This window comes from Streptomyces sp. JLYT201, from assembly GCF_059448825.1.
In genome coordinates this window covers 7,339,181-7,357,956 of record NZ_CM182551.1, presented here as the reverse complement: position 1 = coordinate 7,357,956, position 18,776 = coordinate 7,339,181, and the positions used below count along the sequence as shown (strand labels likewise).

Genomic DNA, 18,776 nt, shown 5'->3' with positions numbered 1-18,776 from the left:
CTCCACCCACTACGCGTCACTCTCTGCATCGGATCTTGCCACTTCACGTTACTCTGCGTAGTCACTCATCGCACCAACTCACGCCACTCGGTGAGGCGTTGCGAGAAGTGTGCCATGCGGCGTCTCAAAGGAACATGTCACTGTGCACTTTTCAGAGTGGCCCTTGCCAAGGTGTTCGCGCCGGGGCGATAGTGGAGAGCGTGACTCCGCCCGCATCGTTAGGAACTGAAGCCACCGATCCCCGACTTGGCGTGTGCGCCGAGGACCGGGCGGCGGCTGCCGAGCCCTGCGTCACCTTCACCCTGGCCGCGCTGCCGAGTTCCGTCGGCCGCGCCAGGCGGTTGACGCGTGACCGGCTCAGTTCCCTCGCGGTCGGCGACGACGCCTGCGACACCGCGGCGCTCGTCGTATCGGAGCTGGTCACCAACGCCATCGTGCACACCGCTAGCCGGACCGTCGTCTGCGAGATCCGCACGGAAGCCGACACCGTGCGGATCGCCATCCGCGACGAGGGCTGTGGTTCGGGGGTTCCACGCCCGACCGGCCTGCGCGGGCCTGACGAGGAGCACGGGAGGGGGTTGCTTCTCGTGAGCGCCGTGAGCAACGCATGGGGTGTCCAGGACTCCGGTTCCGGCCTTTCGGTGTGGGCGGAGCTACCGACGACCGGTTGCCCGCCCGGCGGGAGCGCGTTCGGCGGCCTCGAGGACGAGGTCGACGGCCGCGACCGGGCGGGACCGGCCTTCGGCGCCGCCGCGTTCGACGGCATGGGACTGGATTTGGACAACTTCGACGACCACGGCGGCGTCGTCACGGAAGGCCACGGCAGGGGCCTGACCGGCGACGCACGCCACCGGATGGACCAGAGCGCCACCGGCGGCCTTTAGGCCGTCGTGACGGGGATGCGAGTGCGACAGCGATGCGGTCGGGGGATATGTGAGCGCGGGGACGTCACGACTGTTCGGCCTTGACACCTTGGTACGGCTCTCGCGCGAGCGGGAGCGGGCGGTCGGACGGCGAGCCGTGAGTGTGCAGCCAGTGGCACGGCTCGCCGTCCCCGCCGGAATGGGGCAGCCCCTCGGCTGCGACGCGGTGGCGATGCCCGCGGAGTTCGGTCCGCGGCTCCTCGACCGGCTGCCCCGGGCAGGATGCGTGTACGCGGACGGACCGCGCTGGTGGTGGATCGTGCCCGCCGACTCCGATGTGGCCCTGGAGTGGCCGCCGTCGGCGTTCTACTCGCCGGGCGCCGTGGTGCCGGACACGGTGCGGGAGCCGGTGCTCGTCCACCGTCCGGAGGCGGCGGTCCCCTATACGCCGCCCATTCCGCTGTATCTGGCCCTGTGCCGGATGTCCGGGGCCGCCCCCGCGTGGGCCGGACCGGTCCGGGCCTAGCGCCCGGACCCGGGGGCCCGGCCCCCTTCAGCGCCGGGCCGGGAGCAGCTGGCCCCGGCCCGGAGACCACTCAGGCGGCGGCGTGCTCGCCCCGGGCGCGGCCCGCGTCGGCGTCCCGCTCCAGCTGTTCCCGCACGATCACCAGGAAGGCGTCGGTCGCCAGGTCCATCACGACCTCCGCGCACTGACCCTCGCTGCGCCGCGCGTGCGCGAACTCCTCCGCGGGCCACGATCCACGCGGTCCGCCCGCGGGAAAGCGCTCCAGCACCACTCGTTCGTTCCTCATGTCCTCAGTTCCCCCGTGTGCTCGGTGCGGAGCGAAGGCTCCGCACCGATATCAACGCACGGAGCGCCCCCGAGGATTCGCAACGTGACCGATCCGACACCGAGTTGGGCCACTCCGGCCCCCGCTGTCCGGGCTCAGTACGCGTATTCGTCGTACTCGTCGTGGTACCGCACCCGGACGCTGCCCGCGGGTGCGCCGAGCTCCGACGCGCGTCCCTTGGGCTCCTCCCACTCCTCCTGGCGGCCGAGCGCGGTGAGGTCCAGCAGGCTCGTCGTGGAGCCGAGGCCGTCGAGGCCGCGGTCGAACGTCGCGTACGTGTGGAAGACGCGGTCGCCGTCCCGCAGGAAGCAGCTGATGCCCGGGCGGTCCAGGAGGCGCCCTGCGGGATCCGCGTACGACGCGGCGAAGTCGCGGTTGAACTCGGGACCGCACGTGGAGTACCAGGGCACCACCCAGCCCATGCGGGCCTTGAACGGCAGGATGCGGGTGAAGGGGGCGCGGGAGGCCGCGACGAACGTCGTGCCCCGGGCGTGCAGATGGGCGAGGTGGCCGATCTGGTCGAGGAAGGCCGAGCAGCTGCGGCAGCCCGCGTCCCACTCGGGGGCGAACATGAAGTGGTAGACGATGAGCTGGGCGCGTCCGGCGAACAGGTCGAGCAGCGTCGCCTTGCCGTCGGCGCCGTCGAACACGTACTCCTTGTCGATCTCTACCATCGGGAGCTCGCGCCGCTCGGCGTTCAGCGCGTCGCGGGCGCGCGTCGCGGCCTTCTCCTTGGCGAGCAGCTCCTCGCGCGCGGCCTGCCACTCCGCGCGCGTGACGATGTGCGGAAGTCCCATGGCGCATTCCTCCGGTCGCGATCCACGGTTCTCGGGCGTTCTCAGGAAGGTGGACCGCGGGCCCCGGCGGAACTCATCGGTCGCGGAGGGGATTTCTGGAACTTTCTCGCCCGTCAGCACACGACGGGGAGTTCGAGCAGGCCGCGGGCCCGCATCGAGGGGCGCCGGCGCAGCTCCTGCACCGGCACGGCGAGCGCCAGGTCCGGGAAGCGCTCGATGAGCGCGGCGAGCGCCGTGGCCGTCTCCATGCGGGCGAGCGGCGCGCCCAGGCAGTAGTGGATGCCGTGGCCGAGCGCGAGGTGGCCGCTCGCGTCGCGGGTGACGTCGAGTCGGTCGGGGTCGGCGAACCGCTCGGGGTCGCGGCCCGCGGAGCCCGGCGACAGCAGCACGGTCTCCCCCTTGGGCACGCGGACGCCGCCGATCGTGACGTCCTGAAGGGGGAAGCGGCGGATGGCGAGCAGCACCGGGCCCTCGTGGCGCAGGAACTCCTCGACGGCGCCGGGCAGCAGGCCCGGGTCGGCGCGCACCGCGGCGAGCTGCTCGGGGTGGCTCAGCAGGCCGAGGACGGCGGTGCCGATGAGCTGCACCACGTTCTCGTACCCGGCGAACAGGATGAGGAAGGCGAGCGACATCAGCTCGTCCTCGCTGAGGCGTCCAGCGCCGTCGCCGTCGTCGTCTCGCACCGCGATCAGGTCGGACAGCAGGTCGTCGCCGGGGCGGGCGCGCTTCTCCGCGATGAGCGCGGTGAAGTAGCCGAGCAGTCCGGCGACCGCCTCCTTGGCGAGGTGGGGCCGCTCCGGGTCGGGGGCCACGAGCGCGTCGGTCCAGGTGCGGAAGTCGGGCCTGCGGGTGGCGGGGACGCCGAGGAGGTCGCAGATGACGGCGATGGGCAGCGGGGCGGCGTAGGCGGCCACGAGGTCGCCGCCGCCCGCCTCCTCCAGGGCGTCGAGGAGTTCGTCGGCGGCCCGCCGCACCGGCTCGCGCAGGCGTTCCGTCCGGCCGGGGGTGAACGCCTTGGCGACCAGGCGCCGGACGCGGGTGTGGTCCGGCGGGTCCATGTTGAGGAGGTTGGCGTCCAGTGCGGGCGGCAGCGAGAAGCCCCGGTAGTTGCCGGGCAGGGCGTGCGCCTTGTCCAGGGACAGGCGCGGGTCGGCGAGGGCCTCGCGGACGTCGGCGTAGCGGGTGACGAGCCAGGCGGCGTTGCCGTCGGTGCCGGTGACGCGGCGCACGGGCGCGCTCTCGCGCAGCAGGGCGTACGTGGTGTACGGGTCGTCGATGAGGCCGTCGAGCGCTTCGGGGGTCGCGGGTGTCGCCATGGGGTTCACCCTAAGGAGTGCGGGCCGGTGGGCGCTCGGCGGGCCGTCAGGCGTCGTACTCCTGGATGCGCCTGCCGTGGCCGCGGGCGACCAGCGCGGGCAGCCGCTCCGCCAACTCCCGTGTCACCGCGGGCACGTCGACGGTCAGCAGCTCCCGGTCGCGCATGAGGACGCGGCCGTCGACGATCGTCGTGCGGACGTCGCCGCTGCGGGCGCTGTGCACCAGGGTCGCGGCGAGGTCGTGCACGGGCTGGGTGTGCGGCCCGGTGAGGTCGACGAGGACGATGTCGGCCCGGCGCCCCGGGGCGAGGCTGCCGATCCGCTCGCCGAGGCCGACGGCCCGCGCGCTCTGCAGCGTGGCGTGGTGCAGGGCCTGACGGGACGTCAGCCAGCGGGGGTCGCCGGTGGCGGACTTCTGGACGAGCGCGGTGAGCGCCATGGACTCCCACACGTCCAGGGAGTTGTTGGAGGCCGCGCCGTCGGTGGCGAGCCCCACCGGGATGCCGAGGTCCGCGAGCAGCCGTACGGGCGTGGTGTCCCAGGCGAACTTCAGATAGCCGCGCGGCGCGCTGGCGACGGCGACGTTGCCGGTGGCGGCGCGCAGGGCGGCGGCGTCGGACTCCAGGATGCCGGTGCCGTGGGCGATGAGGACGTCGACGTCGAGCAGGCCCGCGCGGCGCAGGACCCCGATGGGCGTGACGCCGTGCCGGGCGACGCTGCGCTCGGTCTGGGCGCGGCTCTCGGCGGCGTGCAGATGCACCGGGAGGCCGTGCTCCCGCGCGAGTTCCGCGGTCGCGGCGAGGTCGGCGTCGTCGACGGTGTACGGGGCGTGCGGGGCGAGGCAGGTGGTGACGCGGCCGTCGGCGTCGCCCGCCCTGCGCAGCGCGAAGTCCAGGGACGCCGCCCGGCCCGCGGGCCCCTGCGAGGAGAAGTACGCCTGCCCGAGCAGGGCGCGCAGGCCGGTCTCGGCGACGACGTCGGCGACGGTGTCCATGGCGAAGTAGTGGTCGGCGAAGGTGGTGACGCCGCCGCGGATCAGCTCGGCGCAGGCGAGCCGCGCGCCCAGCTCCACGTCGCGCGCCGCGAGGTTGGACTCGATGGGCCACACGTGGTCGTTGAACCACTCCTCCACCGGCACGTCCTCGGCGATGCCGCGCAGGGCCACCATCGGGGCGTGCGTATGGCAGTTGATCAGGCCGGGCAGGGCGGCCTGGCCGCGGGCGTCGAGGCGTTCGGCGGCGGCCAGGTCCCGGGCGGCGGCCGCGGTGGTCACCTCGGCGACCGCTCCGTCGCGGACGACGATCGCGGCGTCCTCGGCGAAGCCGACCTGCCCGGCGGCGTCGTGGACGAGGGCGGTGCACCCGCTGATGACGAGGTCGGCGGGGCCGGGTGCGACAGGCGCTGTCATGCGTTCACGGTACGTTCGCCCACGCATCCGCGCGGGGACTCTGCCGACGCGGGAATTCCGGGAGCACTCTGGCGGGAACCGACCGCTTGGCGTGAACCGATCGCCGCCCGAACCGCGGAGGGAGCCCGGCATGCTCCTCGGCACCTGGAACCTGGAGAACCTCTACCGCCCCGGCACGCCGTTCGGCCCCAAGGACAAGGCGGCGTACGAGGCGAAGCTGTCCTCGCTCGCGGCGACGGTCCGCGCGCTCGACCCGAGCCTGCTCGGGGTGCAGGAGGTCGGCGACCCGGCGGCCCTGGAGGACCTGGCCGGGCTGCTCGACGGCACCTGGCACACGGCCGTGTCGCGGCACGCGGACGACCGGGGCATCCGGGTGGGGTTCCTCAGCCGCCTGGAGCCGGAGGTCCTCGCCGACGAGGAGGCGTTCCCGGAGCGGCTGCTGCCGGTGCAGAAGGACGACGCGGGGGCGCGGGTCGCGGCGGCGGGGCGCGGTCTGTTCGCGGTGCGGATCGTGAGCCGGGCCATCGCCGTGGACGCGGCCGTGTGCCACCTCAAGTCCAAGCTCCTCTCGTACCCGGGCGGGCGGTTCACCCCCCGGGACGAGGGCGAGCGGGCGCGCGTCGGCGCCTACGCGCTGTTCCGCCGCACGGCGGAGGCGGCGACGCTGCGGGCGCTCGCCGACCGCCTCCTCGCGGGCGACGGCCGGAGCCGGGACGTCGTGGTGCTCGGCGACCTCAACGACGAGGTGACCGCCGCGACGACCCAGCTCCTGCTCGGCCCGCCCGGCTCCGAACTGGGCACGCCGGGCCACGCGACGCCGGACCGGGGCGACGCGGCGCGGCTGTGGAACGTGGCGCCGCTGATCCCGCCCGAACGCAGGTACTCACGCGTCAACTCCGGCCGCCGCGAGCTGATCGACCACGTGCTCCTGAGCCACCGCCTGCTGCGCCGCGTGACCGCCGGCGGCACCGCGGGCACGGGCCTGCCCGACGCGTCCGGCGCGCCGGAGCTGCCCTCGGTGGGGGCGGACCCCGGTGACCGGAAGGGCGCGGCGGGCTCGGACCACGCCCCGGTGTGGGTGCGCTTCCAGCCGTGAGGCGCGCCGCGGGGCCGCCGGGCAGGTGCTAGCCGCGCGGCAGCACCGTCGACAGGACCTGCGGCAGCGGATACCAGTCCGCCGACACGACGCTGGCGTGCCGCCCCGCGAGCAGCGCGGCCCGGTCGCGGGCCTGGGCCTCCGTGGGCCGGGTGCCGTCGATGGCGGGCGCCACCTTGTGGGCGTCGGTCATGACGACCAGATAGCCGCGGTCGGCGTACCACTTGGTGTCGACGGACCCGCCCGCGTAGACCGAGGCGTCGCCGTCGAAGAGGACGAACCACGGCCGGATCGAGGCGTCCGCGTACCGCGTGCGCGGGTCGCCGGGCGCGGCGCCGAGCACGGCGGGGAAGGCGGCGGCGTCGCCGAGCCTGCCCGCGGCGGCCAGGTCGCGCAGGTGCGTCGCGTACTCGCGGTCGGTCCACAGGGTGTCGACGGGGTTGTTCTGCTCGACGGTGCCGGGGATCAGCTCGACGACGAACTTCCCGGCGAGCGCGGCCCTGGAGGGCCAGCCCTTCGCGCGCACGGCCTCGTCGAGCGTGGCCCCGCCGCTCGCGAGGTCGCCGGGCCGGTACAGGGCGCTGCCGAGCTTGGCCTTCAGGAGGGCGTCGAGGTCGGCGGGCCCGCGTCCGCCGCGCGCCTGGAAGCCGTCCTTCAGCTCGACCTTGAGGAGCACGGGCCGGTGTCCGGGGTGGGCGTCGTGCCAGGTCTTCAGGTCGGCGAGGCAGCCGTCGAGGCGCTGGTCGCGCGCCTTGGTGCGCAGCTCCTCCGGGCGCTGGGCGTTCTCGCAGTTGTTGTCGTTGCCGATCGGGTTGCTGTGCGAGACGCGCCAGCCGCCGCCGAAGACGTTCGTCCACACGTCGAGTTCGAGCATGGCCGCGCCGGAGTCGAGCGCGTCGGCGAAGTAGGGGTACTTCGTCTTCTCGTACGCGTTGTGGACGCCGACGCCGGTGGTGGCGCCGTACGAGGCGTCGCTCCCGGTGGCCGCGGGCTCCGTGGCCACCGCCGTCCCCGCGAGCGAGGCCGCGACGACGACGCTCCCCGTCACCATCCCGCGTATCGCCCTTCGCACCGCCACCACGCGCACCGCCGTCCCCTTCCACCACACCGGTCAAGTCCGGGGAAACGTACGGGATTCATGTGACGTCGCGGAAGACGGCGACTTACGGCCACACCTCGTGGCGCTGCCGCGCGTGCGCCTTCGGCCCCCTACTCTTGTCGACCGTCGAAGATCGGGCCCGACGGCCACGTCCGGCCCCGCCCTGCCACGAAAGGCACCCTCACATGGCGCTCACCCTCACGCTCACCGGCCCCCGCCTGGCCGTGGCCGCGGCGGCCGCGGTCCTCGCGATCGGCGCGCCGACGGCGTACGCGGCCCTGGACGGCGACCCGGCGCAGAAGGCGGCCGCCCCGACGGCGGTGGAGCGCGGCAAGCCCTTCGTCGAGACCCATCTGTTCTTCGGCACCGAACGCCCCGACGGCGGCCCGGCCGTGACGGACAAGCAGTTCATGAAGTTCATCGACACCGAGGTGACGCCCGGCTTCCCCGACGGCCTGACCGTCCAGCAGGGCCGCGGCCAGTGGAAGGACAGCAACGGCACGATCGAGCGCGAGCGCAGCTACGAGCTGATCCTGCTGTACCCGACGGCCGACGCGAAGAAGAACGACAAGCTGATCGAGGAGATCCGCTCCGACTACGAGAAGAAGTTCGCGCAGGACTCGGTGGGCCGCCTCGACGACCGGGCGCGGGTGGACTTCTGAGCCGCCGGGCGCTCTTGGGCGGCTGAGCACCACCGCGCGGGGGCGACCGCAGGGTCGCCTCCCGTACGGTGCGCGCGAGCGGGTGCCGGAGGTCGCCTCCGGCACCTTCGCCGTGCTCGCCGCGCCTACCCGAGGTGCACGTCCCCCACGGTGTGGGCCTGGATGACGTTCCCGCGCTGCACGCCGCCGCTGATGGTGTTGTGCACGACGCCGCCGCGGTCGTCGCCGCCGCGGCCCAGTTCGTCGAGGAGCAGGCGCAGCTCCGCCGCCGCGTCCGGGTCCGCGCGCAGGGCCCTGCGCATCCGGTTGCGCCACTCGGCCCGCGCGTCGGCCTCGGCGTCGGCGTCGCCCGCGGCCCGCGCGGCCAGCAGGTCGTCGCGGGTCTCGTCGAGTGCGCCGCCCGCCTGGTCCTCGTCCGTGCCGCGCCGCCGCCCGAGGAAGGCCACGACCCGCCCCCGCGCCGCGGCCCATCCGTCCCCCACCATCGCCTGCACGAGCGCGGTGGCCCCGGCCCCGGCGAGGGCGGCCAGCTCTGCGTCCATCGGGTCTCCTTCGTGGCTGTGCGGAGGTGCGCCCCATGACCTGAGCGTCAACGGTAGCCGAGGGCACGGGAGTTGGTCATCGCCCGGCCGCCACCTTCAGTAGGAAAGTTTCCTAACAATTCCCTGTCCGGATATTGACGCGCTCATGTCCACGTCGCCACCATTCCTGGCACGGCCCCTCCCACACCCCCCACCCACCAGGAGACGGACATGCCGCAGACACCCCATGCCGAAAACCGGAACGACGACACCCGAAGCACCAACCGCCGCACCGGACGGGCCCGTTGGCTCGTGCCCGCGGCCGCCACCACCGCCCTCGCCGCCGCCGGCGGCCTGCTCCTCTGGTCGCCCGCCGGGGCTGCCGAGAAGGACGGCATCGGGCGGGCCGCGTTCTCCGCCGTCGCCGTGGGCGACATCGCCGAGCAGTGCACCAAGAGCGACAGCAAGTGCGCGCACCCGAAGACCGCCGCCCTGGTGCAGCAGCTCAACCCGGGCTTCGTGATGACCATGGGCGACAACCAGTACGACGACGCCCGCCTGAAGGACTTCCAGAAGTACTACGCGACCACCTGGGGCGCCTTCAAGAACAAGACGAAGCCGGTGCCGGGCAACCACGAGACGTACGACCCGGCGGGCGCGCTCAAGGGCTACAAGTCCTACTTCGGATCGGTCGCCTACCCCGACGGCAAGAGCTACTACAGCTTCGACCAGGACAACTGGCACTTCGTCGCCCTGGACTCCAACAGCTTCGACGACCGGGCGCAGATCGACTGGCTCAAGCGCGACCTGGCCGCCAACGGCAAGAAGTGCGTGGCGGCCTACTTCCACCACCCGCTGTTCTCCTCCGGCGAGCACGGCAACAACCCGGTCAGCAAGCCCGTCTGGAAGATCCTCCAGGGTGCGAAGACGGAGCTGGTGCTCGGCGGGCACGACCACCACTACGAGCGGTTCGCGCCGCAGAACGCGGACGGGGACGCCGACGCGTCCAACGGGATCGTCGAGGTCATCGCCGGGACCGGCGGCGCCAACCCCTACAAGATCGAGGAGGTGCAGCCGCACAGCCAGAAGCGGATCACCAACACCTACGGCGTGGTGAAGATCGACTTCGCCGACGACGGGTTCTCGTGGAAGCTCATCGGGACCGACGGGTCCACGAAGGACACCAGCCCCGCCTACTCCTGCCACTGACGCCGGACCTGGTGCCACGCCCATGTATCTGGCCACCACCGACGCGGTCGCCACGGCCGCGGACGGCCGCCGTGCCCGCGGCCGCGTCACCGGTCCCGTGCTCGCGCTCGGCGCCGTCAGCCTCGTCACCGACATCTCCTCGGAGATGGTCGCGGCCGTGCTGCCCCTGTACTTCGTCCTGGGCCTGGGGCTCTCACCGCTCCAGTTCGGCTTCCTCGACGGGCTCTACAACGGCGTCACCGCCGTGGTCCGCCTCGTGGGCGGGTACGTCGCCGACCGGCGCGAGCGGCACAAGCTCGTCGCCGGCTCCGGCTACCTCCTGTCGGCCCTGTCCCGGCTCGGTCTGCTCCTCGCGGGCGGGGCCACCGCCGGGATCGGTGCCGCCATCGCGGCGGACCGGCTCGGCAAGGGCGTGCGCACCGCCCCGCGCGACGCGCTGATCTCCCTGCACAGCCCCCCGGACCAGCTCGGCCGCGCCTTCGGCGTGCACCGGGCGATGGACACCACGGGCGCGCTGCTCGGCCCGCTCGCGGCGTTCGCGCTGCTGTGGGTCACGGCGGACGCCTACGACGCCGTGTTCATGGTCAGCTTCTGCTGCGGGCTCTTCGGGGTGCTGCTGCTCGTGGCGTTCGTACCGGGGCGGGAGGAACCGCCACCGGCCCGGCGGCGGGCGCGCGGGCCCTCGGCGCCGCGCCTCGCCCTCGCGCTCCTGCGCCACGCGGCGTTCCGGCGGGTCTGCGGCGCCGCCGCGCTGCTGGGGGCCGCGACGGTCGGCGACGCCTTCCTGTATCTGCTGCTCCAGCGGCGGCTCGACTTCGCGGAGAGCTGGTTCCCGCTGCTCCCGCTCGGCACCGCCGCCGTCTATCTGCTGCTCGCCGTGCCCGTGGGGCGGCTCGCCGACCGGTTCGGGCGGCGCGGGCCCTTCCTCGCGGGCCACGCCGCGCTCCTCGCCGCGTACGCCCTGCTGCTCCTGCCGACCGGCGGACGGCCGCTGCTCGTGGGTGTGCTGCTCGCCCTCGGCGTGTTCTACGCCGCCACCGACGGCGTGCTCATGGCGCTCGTGACCCCCTTCGTGGAGCCGGACCAGCGGGCCAGCGGCATGGCCGTGGTGCAGACCGGCCAGGCGCTCAGCAGGCTCGTCGCCGCCGCGGGCTTCGGCGCCGCGTGGACGCTGTGGGGCATCGGCACCGCGCTGACCTGCGCGGCGCTCGCGCTCACGGCGGCGATCGCCGGGGCGGCCGCACTGCTGCCCCGCGCCGACGACCCCCACGGCACGCCCCGACGGAGGACGACCTGACCATGACCCGCCCCCGCCCGCTGACCCTGTCCACCCGGCCCCGCGTCCTCGCCGTCGCCCTGGCCGCCGCCGTCCTCGCCACCGTCGCCGTGACCTACACCGTACGGGCCGCGCGCGAGGCCCAGCCCACCGTCACCACCTCCGAGTTCGCCCTGGACCAGGGCCAGTTGTACTTCCGCTCCAGCGCGGCGGGAGCGGGCCGCGTCGCCCGGCTCCCGCTCGCGGGCCGGGGCCCGCGCACCACCGGCGGCCCGACGTGCGAACGCTTCTACGCGGCCGGGGGCACCGGCCTGTGCCTCCAGCGCCGCCGGGGCATCCCGCCCAGGGCGTACGCCGTCGTCCTCGACGGGAAGCTGCGCGAGAAGCGGCGCATCGCCCTGCCCGGCATCCCGAACCGGGCACGCGTCTCGGCGTCGGGGCGGATGCTGTCGTGGACCATGTTCGCCACCGGCGACTCGTACTCGGGCGGGGGCGGCTCCTTCTCCACGCGCACCTCGATCCTGGACACCCGCACCGGCTATCTGATCAAGAACATGGAGGAGATCCCGCTCACCCTCGACGGCCGCCGCCACCACTCCCCCGACGTCAACTACTGGGGCGTCACGTTCGCCCGCGACGACAACCGCTTCTACGCCACCGTCTCGACGAAGGGCAAGACGTACCTGGTCCGCGGCGACATGCGGAAGTGGGCCGCCGAGGCGCTGCGCGAGAACGTCGAGTGCCCGTCGCTGTCCCCCGACAACACGCGCCTGGCCTTCAAGAAGCGGGTGCGCGGGGGCACTTCGGACCCGTGGCGCCTGTACGTCCTGGACCTGCGCACCCTGCGCGAGCACCCGCTCGCCGAGCGCCGCTCCGTCGACGACCAGGCGGCGTGGCTCGACGACGGCACCCTGGCCTACGCCCTGCCGGGCCGCGAGGGGCGCAAACAGGACATCTGGACCGTCCCCGCCGACGGCTCGGGCCGCCCCGAACTGCGCGTCCCGGGCGGCAGTTCCCCCGCGGCGGTGCGCTGACGCCGCGTACACGACAGCCCGAACCGCTGCGGTCCCGCGGAAATTGAGGTGCGCGCACCCCCGCGCACCTCGCACGATGCCCCCATGACCCCACACCGCACCGTCGTCCCGACCCTCTTCCCGCCCCCCGGATACGCCCACTCCGTCGTCGTCGAAGCCGGTACGCGGCTCGCTTTCATGGCGGGTTCCGTGCCCCTGGACGCCGAGGGCACTCTCGTCGGCGAAGGTGACGTCGCCGCGCAGACCCGGCAGGTCGTCGCAAACCTCGACGAGGCCCTGCGCGCCATCGGCAGCGACCTGTCGCAGGTCGTCGCGAGCACCGTGTACGTCGTCGGGCACGAGCCCGGCGTGCTGACCGAGGCCTGGGAGGTCGTCCGCGCCTCGGGCCTGCTCAGCACCGAGCCGCACACGTCCACGCTGCTCGGCGTGACCGTCCTCGGCTATCCGGGCCAGCTCGTGGAGATCACCGCCACGGCCGTCGTACCCGGGCAGGGCGGCGCGTGACCGTCGTCCTGCGGGCCGCCACCGCCGGGGACGGCGCCGCCGTGGCGGAGGTCTATCTGCGCTCGTACGACACCGCCCTGCCGGACGTGCGCCGCCCCCACACCGACGACGAGGTGCGGGAGTACATCCGGCACGTGGTCCTGCCGCGCGGCACCACATGGGTGGCGCAGGCGGCGGGCGCGGTCGTCGGGATGATGGTCCTGGACGGCGAGCAGCTCGGCCAGCTCTACCTCGACCCGGCCTGGCGCGGCCGCGGCATCGGCGACCGCTTCGTCGCCCTCGCCAAGGAGCGCAGCCCGGACGGCCTGACCCTGTGGACCTTCCAGGTCAACGCGCCCGCCCGGCGGTTCTACGAACGCCACGGCTTCACCGCCACCCGGTGGACGGACGGCGACAACGAGGAGGGCGAGCCGGACGTGCGCTACGACTGGCGGCCCTGACCCCGGCACGCCCGTGCCGCGCCGCCCCGCGCCGTCAGATGCGGGAGTTCCGCGCGAGTTCCAGCGCGTACCGCGGCCACCAGCCCCCGGCCACCGGCCCGCCCCGGCAGGTCCCGTCGGACTCGCCGGGGCGCTTCACCCACAGATAGGCGTCGACGGCGGGGACGCCGGTGCGGGTGGTGGGGGCGGTGCCGAGGGCGCGTCCCGGCGGGTTGCACCACGGCTCGGCGCCCGCGTACGGGCCGTTGCCGTTGCGGCTGGAGTCGATGACGAAGTGCGGGTCGCCGCCGAGCGCCCGCGCGAGCCGGTGCCCGTACTCCACGCTCACCGCGTCGGTGTGGAAGTTGGACACGTTCAGGGCGAAGCCGTCGGCGCGGTCCACGCCTGCCTGCCGCAGCGGGGCGACGAGCCGCTTCACCTGCGGGATCCAGGTGGCGTTGCCCGCGTCGACGTACACCTTGGTGCCCGGCTGCCGCTTGAGCCGGTCCACCGCGTAGGCGAGCAGTCCGTACCGCTCGTCGGTGTCGGCGCCCGGGCAGCCCGCCACCGCGAGGGCCACGGCGTCGGGTTCGACGATCACGTACGCGCCGTGTGCCCCGAGCCCGGCCGCGAAGCGGTCGATCCACACCCGGTAGTGGGCCGCGTCGCGCGCGCCGCCCGCCGAGTAGGCGCCGCAGTCGCGGTCCGGGATGAAGTACGTGACGAGCACGGCGGTGCGCCCCGCCGCGGCCGCCCGCCGCACGAACGACCGCACCACCGGCTCCGGCCCGTCCTTGCTCAGCCACTCGGCCTGCGGCCGCACCGCGATGCGGGCCAGCGCCCAGCCGTCGGAGAACCGCCCCTGCCGCAGCCACGCGCCGGCCTGCCGTGCGGCGCTGGTGTCCGGGTTCACCCAGAAGGAGACGTCGGCGCGCGGTGCCCTGGAGTCGGGCGAGGGGGCTGCGGCCAGGGCGCACAGGCCGAGCACGGCGACGAGGACACTGCGGACGATGGCCTGGGACGGCATCCGGGCTCCCGGGAGAAATTCAGCCCGTCCGGCGTTTTGAGGACGAGGCCGAAGGCCGATGAACGGGGGTCCAGGGGCAGAGCCCCCTGGTTTCGGGAAGGGGCGGGTTCAAGGGGCGAGTTCGGGGACGAGCCCCCCGTCACGTCACCGCCGCCCCCAGCGCCACGAACCCGCAGATCAGCACGAAGAGGATCGCCAGCAGCGGCCACACGAACCGCAGGTACCGGTCGTAGCCCACCTTCGCCAGGGCCACGCCGCCGATGGTCACGGCGGTGGTCGGCACCCACAGGTTCATCCATCCGCTGGCCGCCGCCCAGGCGGTGACGACGACCGACCGCGACACCCCGGCGAAGTCCGCGAGCGGCGCGAGGATCGGCATGGCGAGCGTGGCGTGCCCGGACGTGGACGGGATCAGGAACGCGAGCGGCAGGTTCACCACGAACACGATCACCGCGAACACCCCGGACGACGTCCCCTTGACCACGCCCTCGATCGAGTGCAGGACCGTGTCCGTGACCCGCGAGTTGTTCATGATCACGGTGACGCCCCGGGCCAGGACGATCACCAGGGCGGGCGAGATGAAGTCGGCCGCGCCCTGGATGACGGTCGCGCTCAGCTTCTGCTCCCCCATCCGCGCGACCAGGCCCACGAGCACCGCCGCGCACAGGAACAGGGCCGCGAGCTGCGGGAAGGACCAGTCGAGTTCGAAGCCGTACGGCCGCGCGTCCGCGTCCCCGGTGAGCGCGCTCGACCACGGCACCACGGAGAAGATCATGAAGGCGAAGACCAGCGCGACGACGACCAGGATCGCCTTGTGCAGCCCGGTCAGCTCGGGCACCTCGGCGTCCGTGCGCCCCGCGCCCGCCGTCTGCTCCCGATCGCCCGGCAGGAATCCGCTGAGCGAGCGCCCGGGATCGCGCCGCACGCGCCGCGCGTACCAGACGACGTACGCGACCGTCACCCCCGTGAGCACCAGCCACATCGCGAACCGCAGCACGATGCCGTCGCCGAGGGAGATGTCCGCCGCCGAGGAGGCCACGCCCGTCGCGAAGGGGTTGACCGTCGAGCACAGCACGCCGACGCCCGCGCCCAGGATGATCGCGCCGACAGCCGTCATGCGGTCGTAGCCGAGGGCCAGCATCAGCGGCACGATCAGGCCGTAGAAGCCGAGCGTCTCCTCGGCGAAGCCCTCGACGGTGCCGAGGACGGAGAACACCACCATGACGCCCGCGATGAGCAGCGCGCCGCGCTCGCGCAGCCGGTGGGCGAGCCGGCCGATGCCCCGGTCCAGGGCGCCGGTGGCGAAGACGACGGTGATGAACGCGCCGATCGCGAGCACGAAGAGGAACACGCCCGCGCTGCCGTACAGATCGCCGGTCAGATCCGGGCCGACCTGTCCCGACTCGGTGTCCTGGATGCCGTACAGGCCGTTGACGGGCGCGAGGAACAGGTCGTTGAGGCGGTCCACGAAGGACTGGTCGCCCGCGACGCGGTGGTAACTGCCCTGGACGGGGGCGCCCTTGGCGTTGCGGTCGTACTCCCCCGACGGGATCAGGAAGGCGAGCAGCCACACCGCCACGGTGACGACGGCGAGCACGGTCAGGGCGCTGGGGAAGGTGAACTTCCGCTTCGTGGCGGGCTCTTCGGGCGCGGGCGCCGGCGCGGGCGGGGACGCGGTCATGCCGTGCCTCCCGTCCGGTCACCGGCGCGGAAGCCGTCCGCGTACTCGCGCACGAAGGCACCCATGGCCACGACGGTGTTGCGCAGCTCGGAGAAGAGGACGCGCTCGTTCGGGGCGTGCAGATTGCACATGCTGTCCTGGGCGCCGAAGAGCAGCACCTCCGCGCCGGGCGCCGCCGCGGCGAGCCCGTTGACCAGCGGGATCGAGCCGCCCGTCGCCACGTACGAGGCGTCCGTGCCCCAGGCCTCCTTGAGGGCGGCGAGCGCCGCGCGGTAGGCGGGGCCGCCGGTCGTGGCCTCGTAGCCGGGCCCGGTGTCGCCGGGCGTGACGGTCAGCGGGACGCCGAAGGGCTTGAGGGACCGCAGGTGCTCGACGAGCGCGTCCCGTGCCTCGCGCGGGTCCTGACGCGGATGGAAGCGCAGGTTCAGCTTCGCCCTCGCGTGCGGCACGACCGCCGAGGCGGCGTGTTCCACACCGGGCGCGTCCAGGCCGATCACGGTGATCGCGGGTCCGCTCCACAGCCGCTCGCCGAGGCTGCCGCCGCCGATCAGCGGCACGCCGTCGCGCACGCCCGCGAGATCGCGGAACTCCTCCTCGGTGTACGAGGTCCCGGTCCACTCCTCGCGGCGCAGCCCCGCCACGGCCACGTCGCCGTGGACGTCGTGGAGGGTGGCCAGGGCCTTCAGCAGGACGAGCAGCGCGTCGGGCGCGGCGCCGCCGAACTCGCCGCTGTGGCGCGGCTCGTCCAGGGTGCGCACCTCGACCACGACCTCGGCGGCGCCGCGCAGGCCCGTGGTGAGGGTGGGGGTGCCGGGGCGGAGGTTGCCGAGGTCGGCGATGACCATGGCGTCGCAGGCGAAGCGGCCGGGGTCGGTGGGCGGGTAGCCGTCGAAGGCGCTGCCGTACTCCTCCTGGCCCTCGACGACGATCTTCACCCCGACGGGCGGGCGGCCCCCGTACGCGCGCAGCATCCCGAGGTGCGCGATGACGTTGGACTTGTCGTCGGCGATGCCCCGCGCACGCAGGCCCCCTTCGACGGGCGTCGGCTCGAAGGGCGGCGACCGCCACAGCTTCTCGTCGCCGGGCGGCTGCACGTCGTAGTGGCCGTACAGCAGGACGGTCGGGGCGCCGGGGTCGGGCGGCGGGATCTCGCCGTAGACGACCGGGGCGGTGTCGGGCAGGTCGATGCGCTCGACGGCGGGCACCCCGGCGTCCCGCAGCAGCGCGGCGACCAGGTCGTGGGCCTCCTCCACGGGCCCGCTCGGAAACCCGGGGAAGGCGATCGAGGGGATCGACGACAGCCGTACGAGGTCGGCGTGCAAGCCGTCCATCAGGCCGTCGACCGTGGTGGCGAGCTCTTCGGGCGTCATGGGCAGCACCTCGGGATCAGCTGTCATGGGCGTTTTGCCGTGATGATCCCGAATTATCGGGTGCGGTGGCTCGCGGATTCCGGACGGCTCGCCGTGCGCCCGGGCCGCCCGCACCGATGCCGCATTAAGGTCGACGCATGGCTTCGGAGACTTCGGGAGGCGACGCGACGGGCAGCACCGTCCGCGTCGACAGCTGGATCTGGTCGGTACGCCTGGTCAAGAGCCGCTCGATGGGTGCGGCCGCCTGCAAGGGCGGGCACGTGCGGGTCAACGGCGAGCGCGTGAAGCCCGCGTACGGCGTCAAGCCCGGCGACGAGGTCCGGCTGCGCCAGGCCGGGGGCCGCGAGCGGATCGTGATCGTCAAGCGCGTGATCCGCAAGCGGGTGGGCGCGCCCGTGGCCGTCGAGTGCTACGTGGACAACAGCCCGCCCCCGCCCCCGCGCGAGGCGGTGGCCCCGGCGGGCGTCCGCGACCGCGGCACGGGGCGCCCCACGAAGCGGGACCGCCGCGAACTGGAGCGCCTCCGCGGCGCCCCGGGTCTGCCCCCGGCCCCCTGACCTTCATCGGCGCGCCGGCGCGACGAAGGGGCGGCCGGGCCCCGGAGCTACAGCCGGAACCAGCCGTGGCCGCCGTACCAGTGGCCGCCCGCCCGCAGGTGGTCGCCGACGGCCCGCTCCACGCGGGTGCGGCGCGGCAGCCCGGCCACCGGCAGGTCCCGGTCGCCGAAGACGAAGCCGATCGGCACGGTGTCGTCAGGCTCCTCGTCGCCGTACGTCGTGGCGAGCCGGAAGCGGTCCTGGAAGCGCACGATGTTCGCCTCGGCGGGCAGATACCGCTTCAACTGCGGGTCGAGCAGCCACGAGTGGCACACCGCGACCTCATAGCGCTCCTGGGGGAAGTGGCGCGGGAAGAACTCCCGGGCGAGCGCCACCGAGCGGTCACAGGCCTCGGGCGACAGCGGACCGTGGAAGTCCGGTATGTGCACGCTCAGACACCGGTCCCGGGGCCCGAGGTCGAGACCGGCCCGTGCGACGGCCTCGCCCATGCGCGCGCCGAGCCGCGCCCGCTGGAACTGCAGGCGCCCCAGCTGGTAGAGCTCGCCGCGGAAGTGCAGCGCGTTCCAGGAGGGCACCGGCACGCCGCGGCCCCCGTGCCCCCTGCGGTGCACGGCCATGTGCCGCCCGAGGTCGGCGAGGGTGCGGCGGGCCACGCCCTCGGGTATGCCGCGACGGCGGTGGTACGCGCGCACGTACGGCAGCGCGGCGAGGAACACGAACACGTAGAAGCAGCTGCCCAACTCGCCCAGCTCCTCGGGCAGCACCGGCATCCGGGGCTGTGCCCCGGGCTCGCCCAGGTCCCGCACGAGGGCGTCGACGCACCGCTCCAGGAGCCACCGGGTGTCGTCGTGTCCGAGCACGTGCGCGCGCAGGGCCACGATCTCGTTGACGTCCTCGTGGGGCACGGCCAGGTCGAACAGGACCTCCGTCAGCTCCTCGGCCTCCGGCAGGACGGCGGCGACCCGCGGCTCCCCCGCGTCCGCCAGCTCCTTCAGCCACGCGGCGAGCCCCTCGTCACTCTCCGCCGCGGCCCGCAGCACGTCCAGCACAGCCCCACCTACCCCTCGGTCGCCCCTTCCGCTCCGC

At 73.9% G+C, this 18,776-nt stretch carries 20 protein-coding genes; 10 read left to right on the top strand and 10 right to left on the bottom strand.

Going from position 1 to position 18,776, the window contains the following annotated elements; translation table 11 throughout:
• Window positions 1–200: 200 nt before the first annotated feature.
• Together AC5WAM_RS31170 and AC5WAM_RS31165 are read left to right on the top strand one after the other, a co-directional pair.
• Window positions 201–884: an ATP-binding protein gene (locus AC5WAM_RS31170; RefSeq protein WP_495519572.1), complete on the top strand. Its 684-nt coding sequence runs from the start codon at window positions 201–203 to the stop codon at window positions 882–884.
• Window positions 885–1,020: 136 nt separating this feature from the next.
• A complete protein-coding gene (locus AC5WAM_RS31165; RefSeq protein WP_495519571.1) occupies window positions 1,021–1,389 on the top strand; it encodes a hypothetical protein in 369 nt (122 codons plus the stop codon).
• A gap of 70 nt (window positions 1,390–1,459) precedes the next feature.
• Here the strand turns inward: AC5WAM_RS31165 and AC5WAM_RS31160 are convergent, their stop codons facing one another.
• From AC5WAM_RS31160 to AC5WAM_RS31145, 4 genes are all read right to left on the bottom strand, one after another.
• Window positions 1,460–1,675: a DUF8839 family protein gene (locus tag AC5WAM_RS31160; protein ID WP_366790668.1), complete on the bottom strand. Its 216-nt coding sequence runs from the start codon at window positions 1,673–1,675 to the stop codon at window positions 1,460–1,462.
• A gap of 134 nt (window positions 1,676–1,809) precedes the next feature.
• Complete coding sequence (locus AC5WAM_RS31155) at window positions 1,810–2,511, bottom strand: DUF899 domain-containing protein (protein ID WP_495519570.1); 702 nt, start codon at window positions 2,509–2,511, stop codon at window positions 1,810–1,812.
• Between the two features lie 113 nt (window positions 2,512–2,624).
• Window positions 2,625–3,827, bottom strand: a complete 1,203-nt coding sequence (locus tag AC5WAM_RS31150; protein WP_495519569.1) for a cytochrome P450 family protein — start codon at window positions 3,825–3,827, stop codon at window positions 2,625–2,627.
• Between the two features lie 46 nt (window positions 3,828–3,873).
• A complete protein-coding gene (locus AC5WAM_RS31145) occupies window positions 3,874–5,235 on the bottom strand; it encodes an amidohydrolase (RefSeq protein WP_495519568.1) in 1,362 nt (453 codons plus the stop codon).
• Between the two features lie 130 nt (window positions 5,236–5,365).
• Between AC5WAM_RS31145 and AC5WAM_RS31140 the strand changes: the two genes are divergently transcribed.
• Window positions 5,366–6,331, top strand: coding sequence for an endonuclease/exonuclease/phosphatase family protein (locus tag AC5WAM_RS31140; RefSeq protein ID WP_495519567.1), 966 nt, complete (start codon window positions 5,366–5,368; stop codon window positions 6,329–6,331).
• Between the two features lie 28 nt (window positions 6,332–6,359).
• On the opposite strand, the gene AC5WAM_RS31135 is transcribed toward AC5WAM_RS31140, so the two are convergent.
• Complete coding sequence (locus tag AC5WAM_RS31135; RefSeq protein ID WP_366790673.1) at window positions 6,360–7,382, bottom strand: phosphatidylinositol-specific phospholipase C domain-containing protein; 1,023 nt, start codon at window positions 7,380–7,382, stop codon at window positions 6,360–6,362.
• Between the two features lie 233 nt (window positions 7,383–7,615).
• Here AC5WAM_RS31135 and AC5WAM_RS31130 point away from each other — a divergent pair, with 233 nt between their 5' ends.
• Window positions 7,616–8,092, top strand: a complete 477-nt coding sequence (locus AC5WAM_RS31130) for a DUF3574 domain-containing protein (RefSeq protein ID WP_366790674.1) — start codon at window positions 7,616–7,618, stop codon at window positions 8,090–8,092.
• 125 nt (window positions 8,093–8,217) lie between these two features.
• Here the strand turns inward: AC5WAM_RS31130 and AC5WAM_RS31125 are convergent, their stop codons facing one another.
• Complete coding sequence (locus AC5WAM_RS31125; protein WP_366790675.1) at window positions 8,218–8,634, bottom strand: hypothetical protein; 417 nt, start codon at window positions 8,632–8,634, stop codon at window positions 8,218–8,220.
• A 210-nt stretch (window positions 8,635–8,844) separates the two neighbouring features.
• On the opposite strand from AC5WAM_RS31125, the gene AC5WAM_RS31120 reads away from it, so the two are divergent.
• The 5 genes from AC5WAM_RS31120 (at window position 8,845) to AC5WAM_RS31100 (ending at window position 13,076) form a co-directional block, all read left to right on the top strand.
• Entirely contained in the window at window positions 8,845–9,822 is a 978-nt protein-coding gene (locus AC5WAM_RS31120) for a metallophosphoesterase family protein (protein WP_495519566.1), read from the top strand.
• Window positions 9,823–9,844: 22 nt separating this feature from the next.
• Window positions 9,845–11,119, top strand: a complete 1,275-nt coding sequence (locus AC5WAM_RS31115; protein WP_495519565.1) for an MFS transporter — start codon at window positions 9,845–9,847, stop codon at window positions 11,117–11,119.
• Between the two features lie 2 nt (window positions 11,120–11,121).
• On the top strand, window positions 11,122–12,132 hold the full coding sequence (locus tag AC5WAM_RS31110; RefSeq protein WP_495519564.1) for a TolB family protein: 1,011 nt from the start codon (window positions 11,122–11,124) through the stop codon (window positions 12,130–12,132).
• Window positions 12,133–12,216: 84 nt separating this feature from the next.
• Window positions 12,217–12,636 (top strand): RidA family protein, encoded by a 420-nt coding sequence (locus AC5WAM_RS31105; protein ID WP_495519563.1) that lies wholly within the window; start codon window positions 12,217–12,219, stop codon window positions 12,634–12,636.
• Complete coding sequence (locus AC5WAM_RS31100; RefSeq protein WP_495519562.1) at window positions 12,633–13,076, top strand: GNAT family N-acetyltransferase; 444 nt, start codon at window positions 12,633–12,635, stop codon at window positions 13,074–13,076. Before AC5WAM_RS31105 ends, AC5WAM_RS31100 begins: the two co-directional genes overlap by 4 nt.
• A gap of 34 nt (window positions 13,077–13,110) precedes the next feature.
• On the opposite strand, the gene AC5WAM_RS31095 is transcribed toward AC5WAM_RS31100, so the two are convergent.
• The 3 genes from AC5WAM_RS31095 to AC5WAM_RS31085 all read right to left on the bottom strand — a co-directional run bounded on the left by AC5WAM_RS31095 (window position 13,111) and on the right by AC5WAM_RS31085 (window position 17,133).
• Window positions 13,111–14,082: a glycoside hydrolase family 6 protein gene (locus AC5WAM_RS31095; protein ID WP_366790681.1), complete on the bottom strand. Its 972-nt coding sequence runs from the start codon at window positions 14,080–14,082 to the stop codon at window positions 13,111–13,113.
• Window positions 14,083–14,221: 139 nt separating this feature from the next.
• A complete protein-coding gene (locus AC5WAM_RS31090; RefSeq protein ID WP_495519561.1) occupies window positions 14,222–15,763 on the bottom strand; it encodes a YfcC family protein in 1,542 nt (513 codons plus the stop codon).
• Complete coding sequence (locus AC5WAM_RS31085; RefSeq protein WP_495519560.1) at window positions 15,760–17,133, bottom strand: M20/M25/M40 family metallo-hydrolase; 1,374 nt, start codon at window positions 17,131–17,133, stop codon at window positions 15,760–15,762. Before AC5WAM_RS31085 ends, AC5WAM_RS31090 begins: the two co-directional genes overlap by 4 nt.
• A gap of 137 nt (window positions 17,134–17,270) precedes the next feature.
• On the opposite strand from AC5WAM_RS31085, the gene AC5WAM_RS31080 reads away from it, so the two are divergent.
• Window positions 17,271–17,690, top strand: a complete 420-nt coding sequence (locus tag AC5WAM_RS31080; protein WP_495519559.1) for an RNA-binding S4 domain-containing protein — start codon at window positions 17,271–17,273, stop codon at window positions 17,688–17,690.
• Between the two features lie 47 nt (window positions 17,691–17,737).
• Here AC5WAM_RS31080 and AC5WAM_RS31075 read toward each other — a convergent pair whose 3' ends face one another.
• Window positions 17,738–18,739 (bottom strand): acyltransferase domain-containing protein, encoded by a 1,002-nt coding sequence (locus tag AC5WAM_RS31075; protein WP_495519558.1) that lies wholly within the window; start codon window positions 18,737–18,739, stop codon window positions 17,738–17,740.
• Window positions 18,740–18,776: the final 37 nt, after the last annotated feature.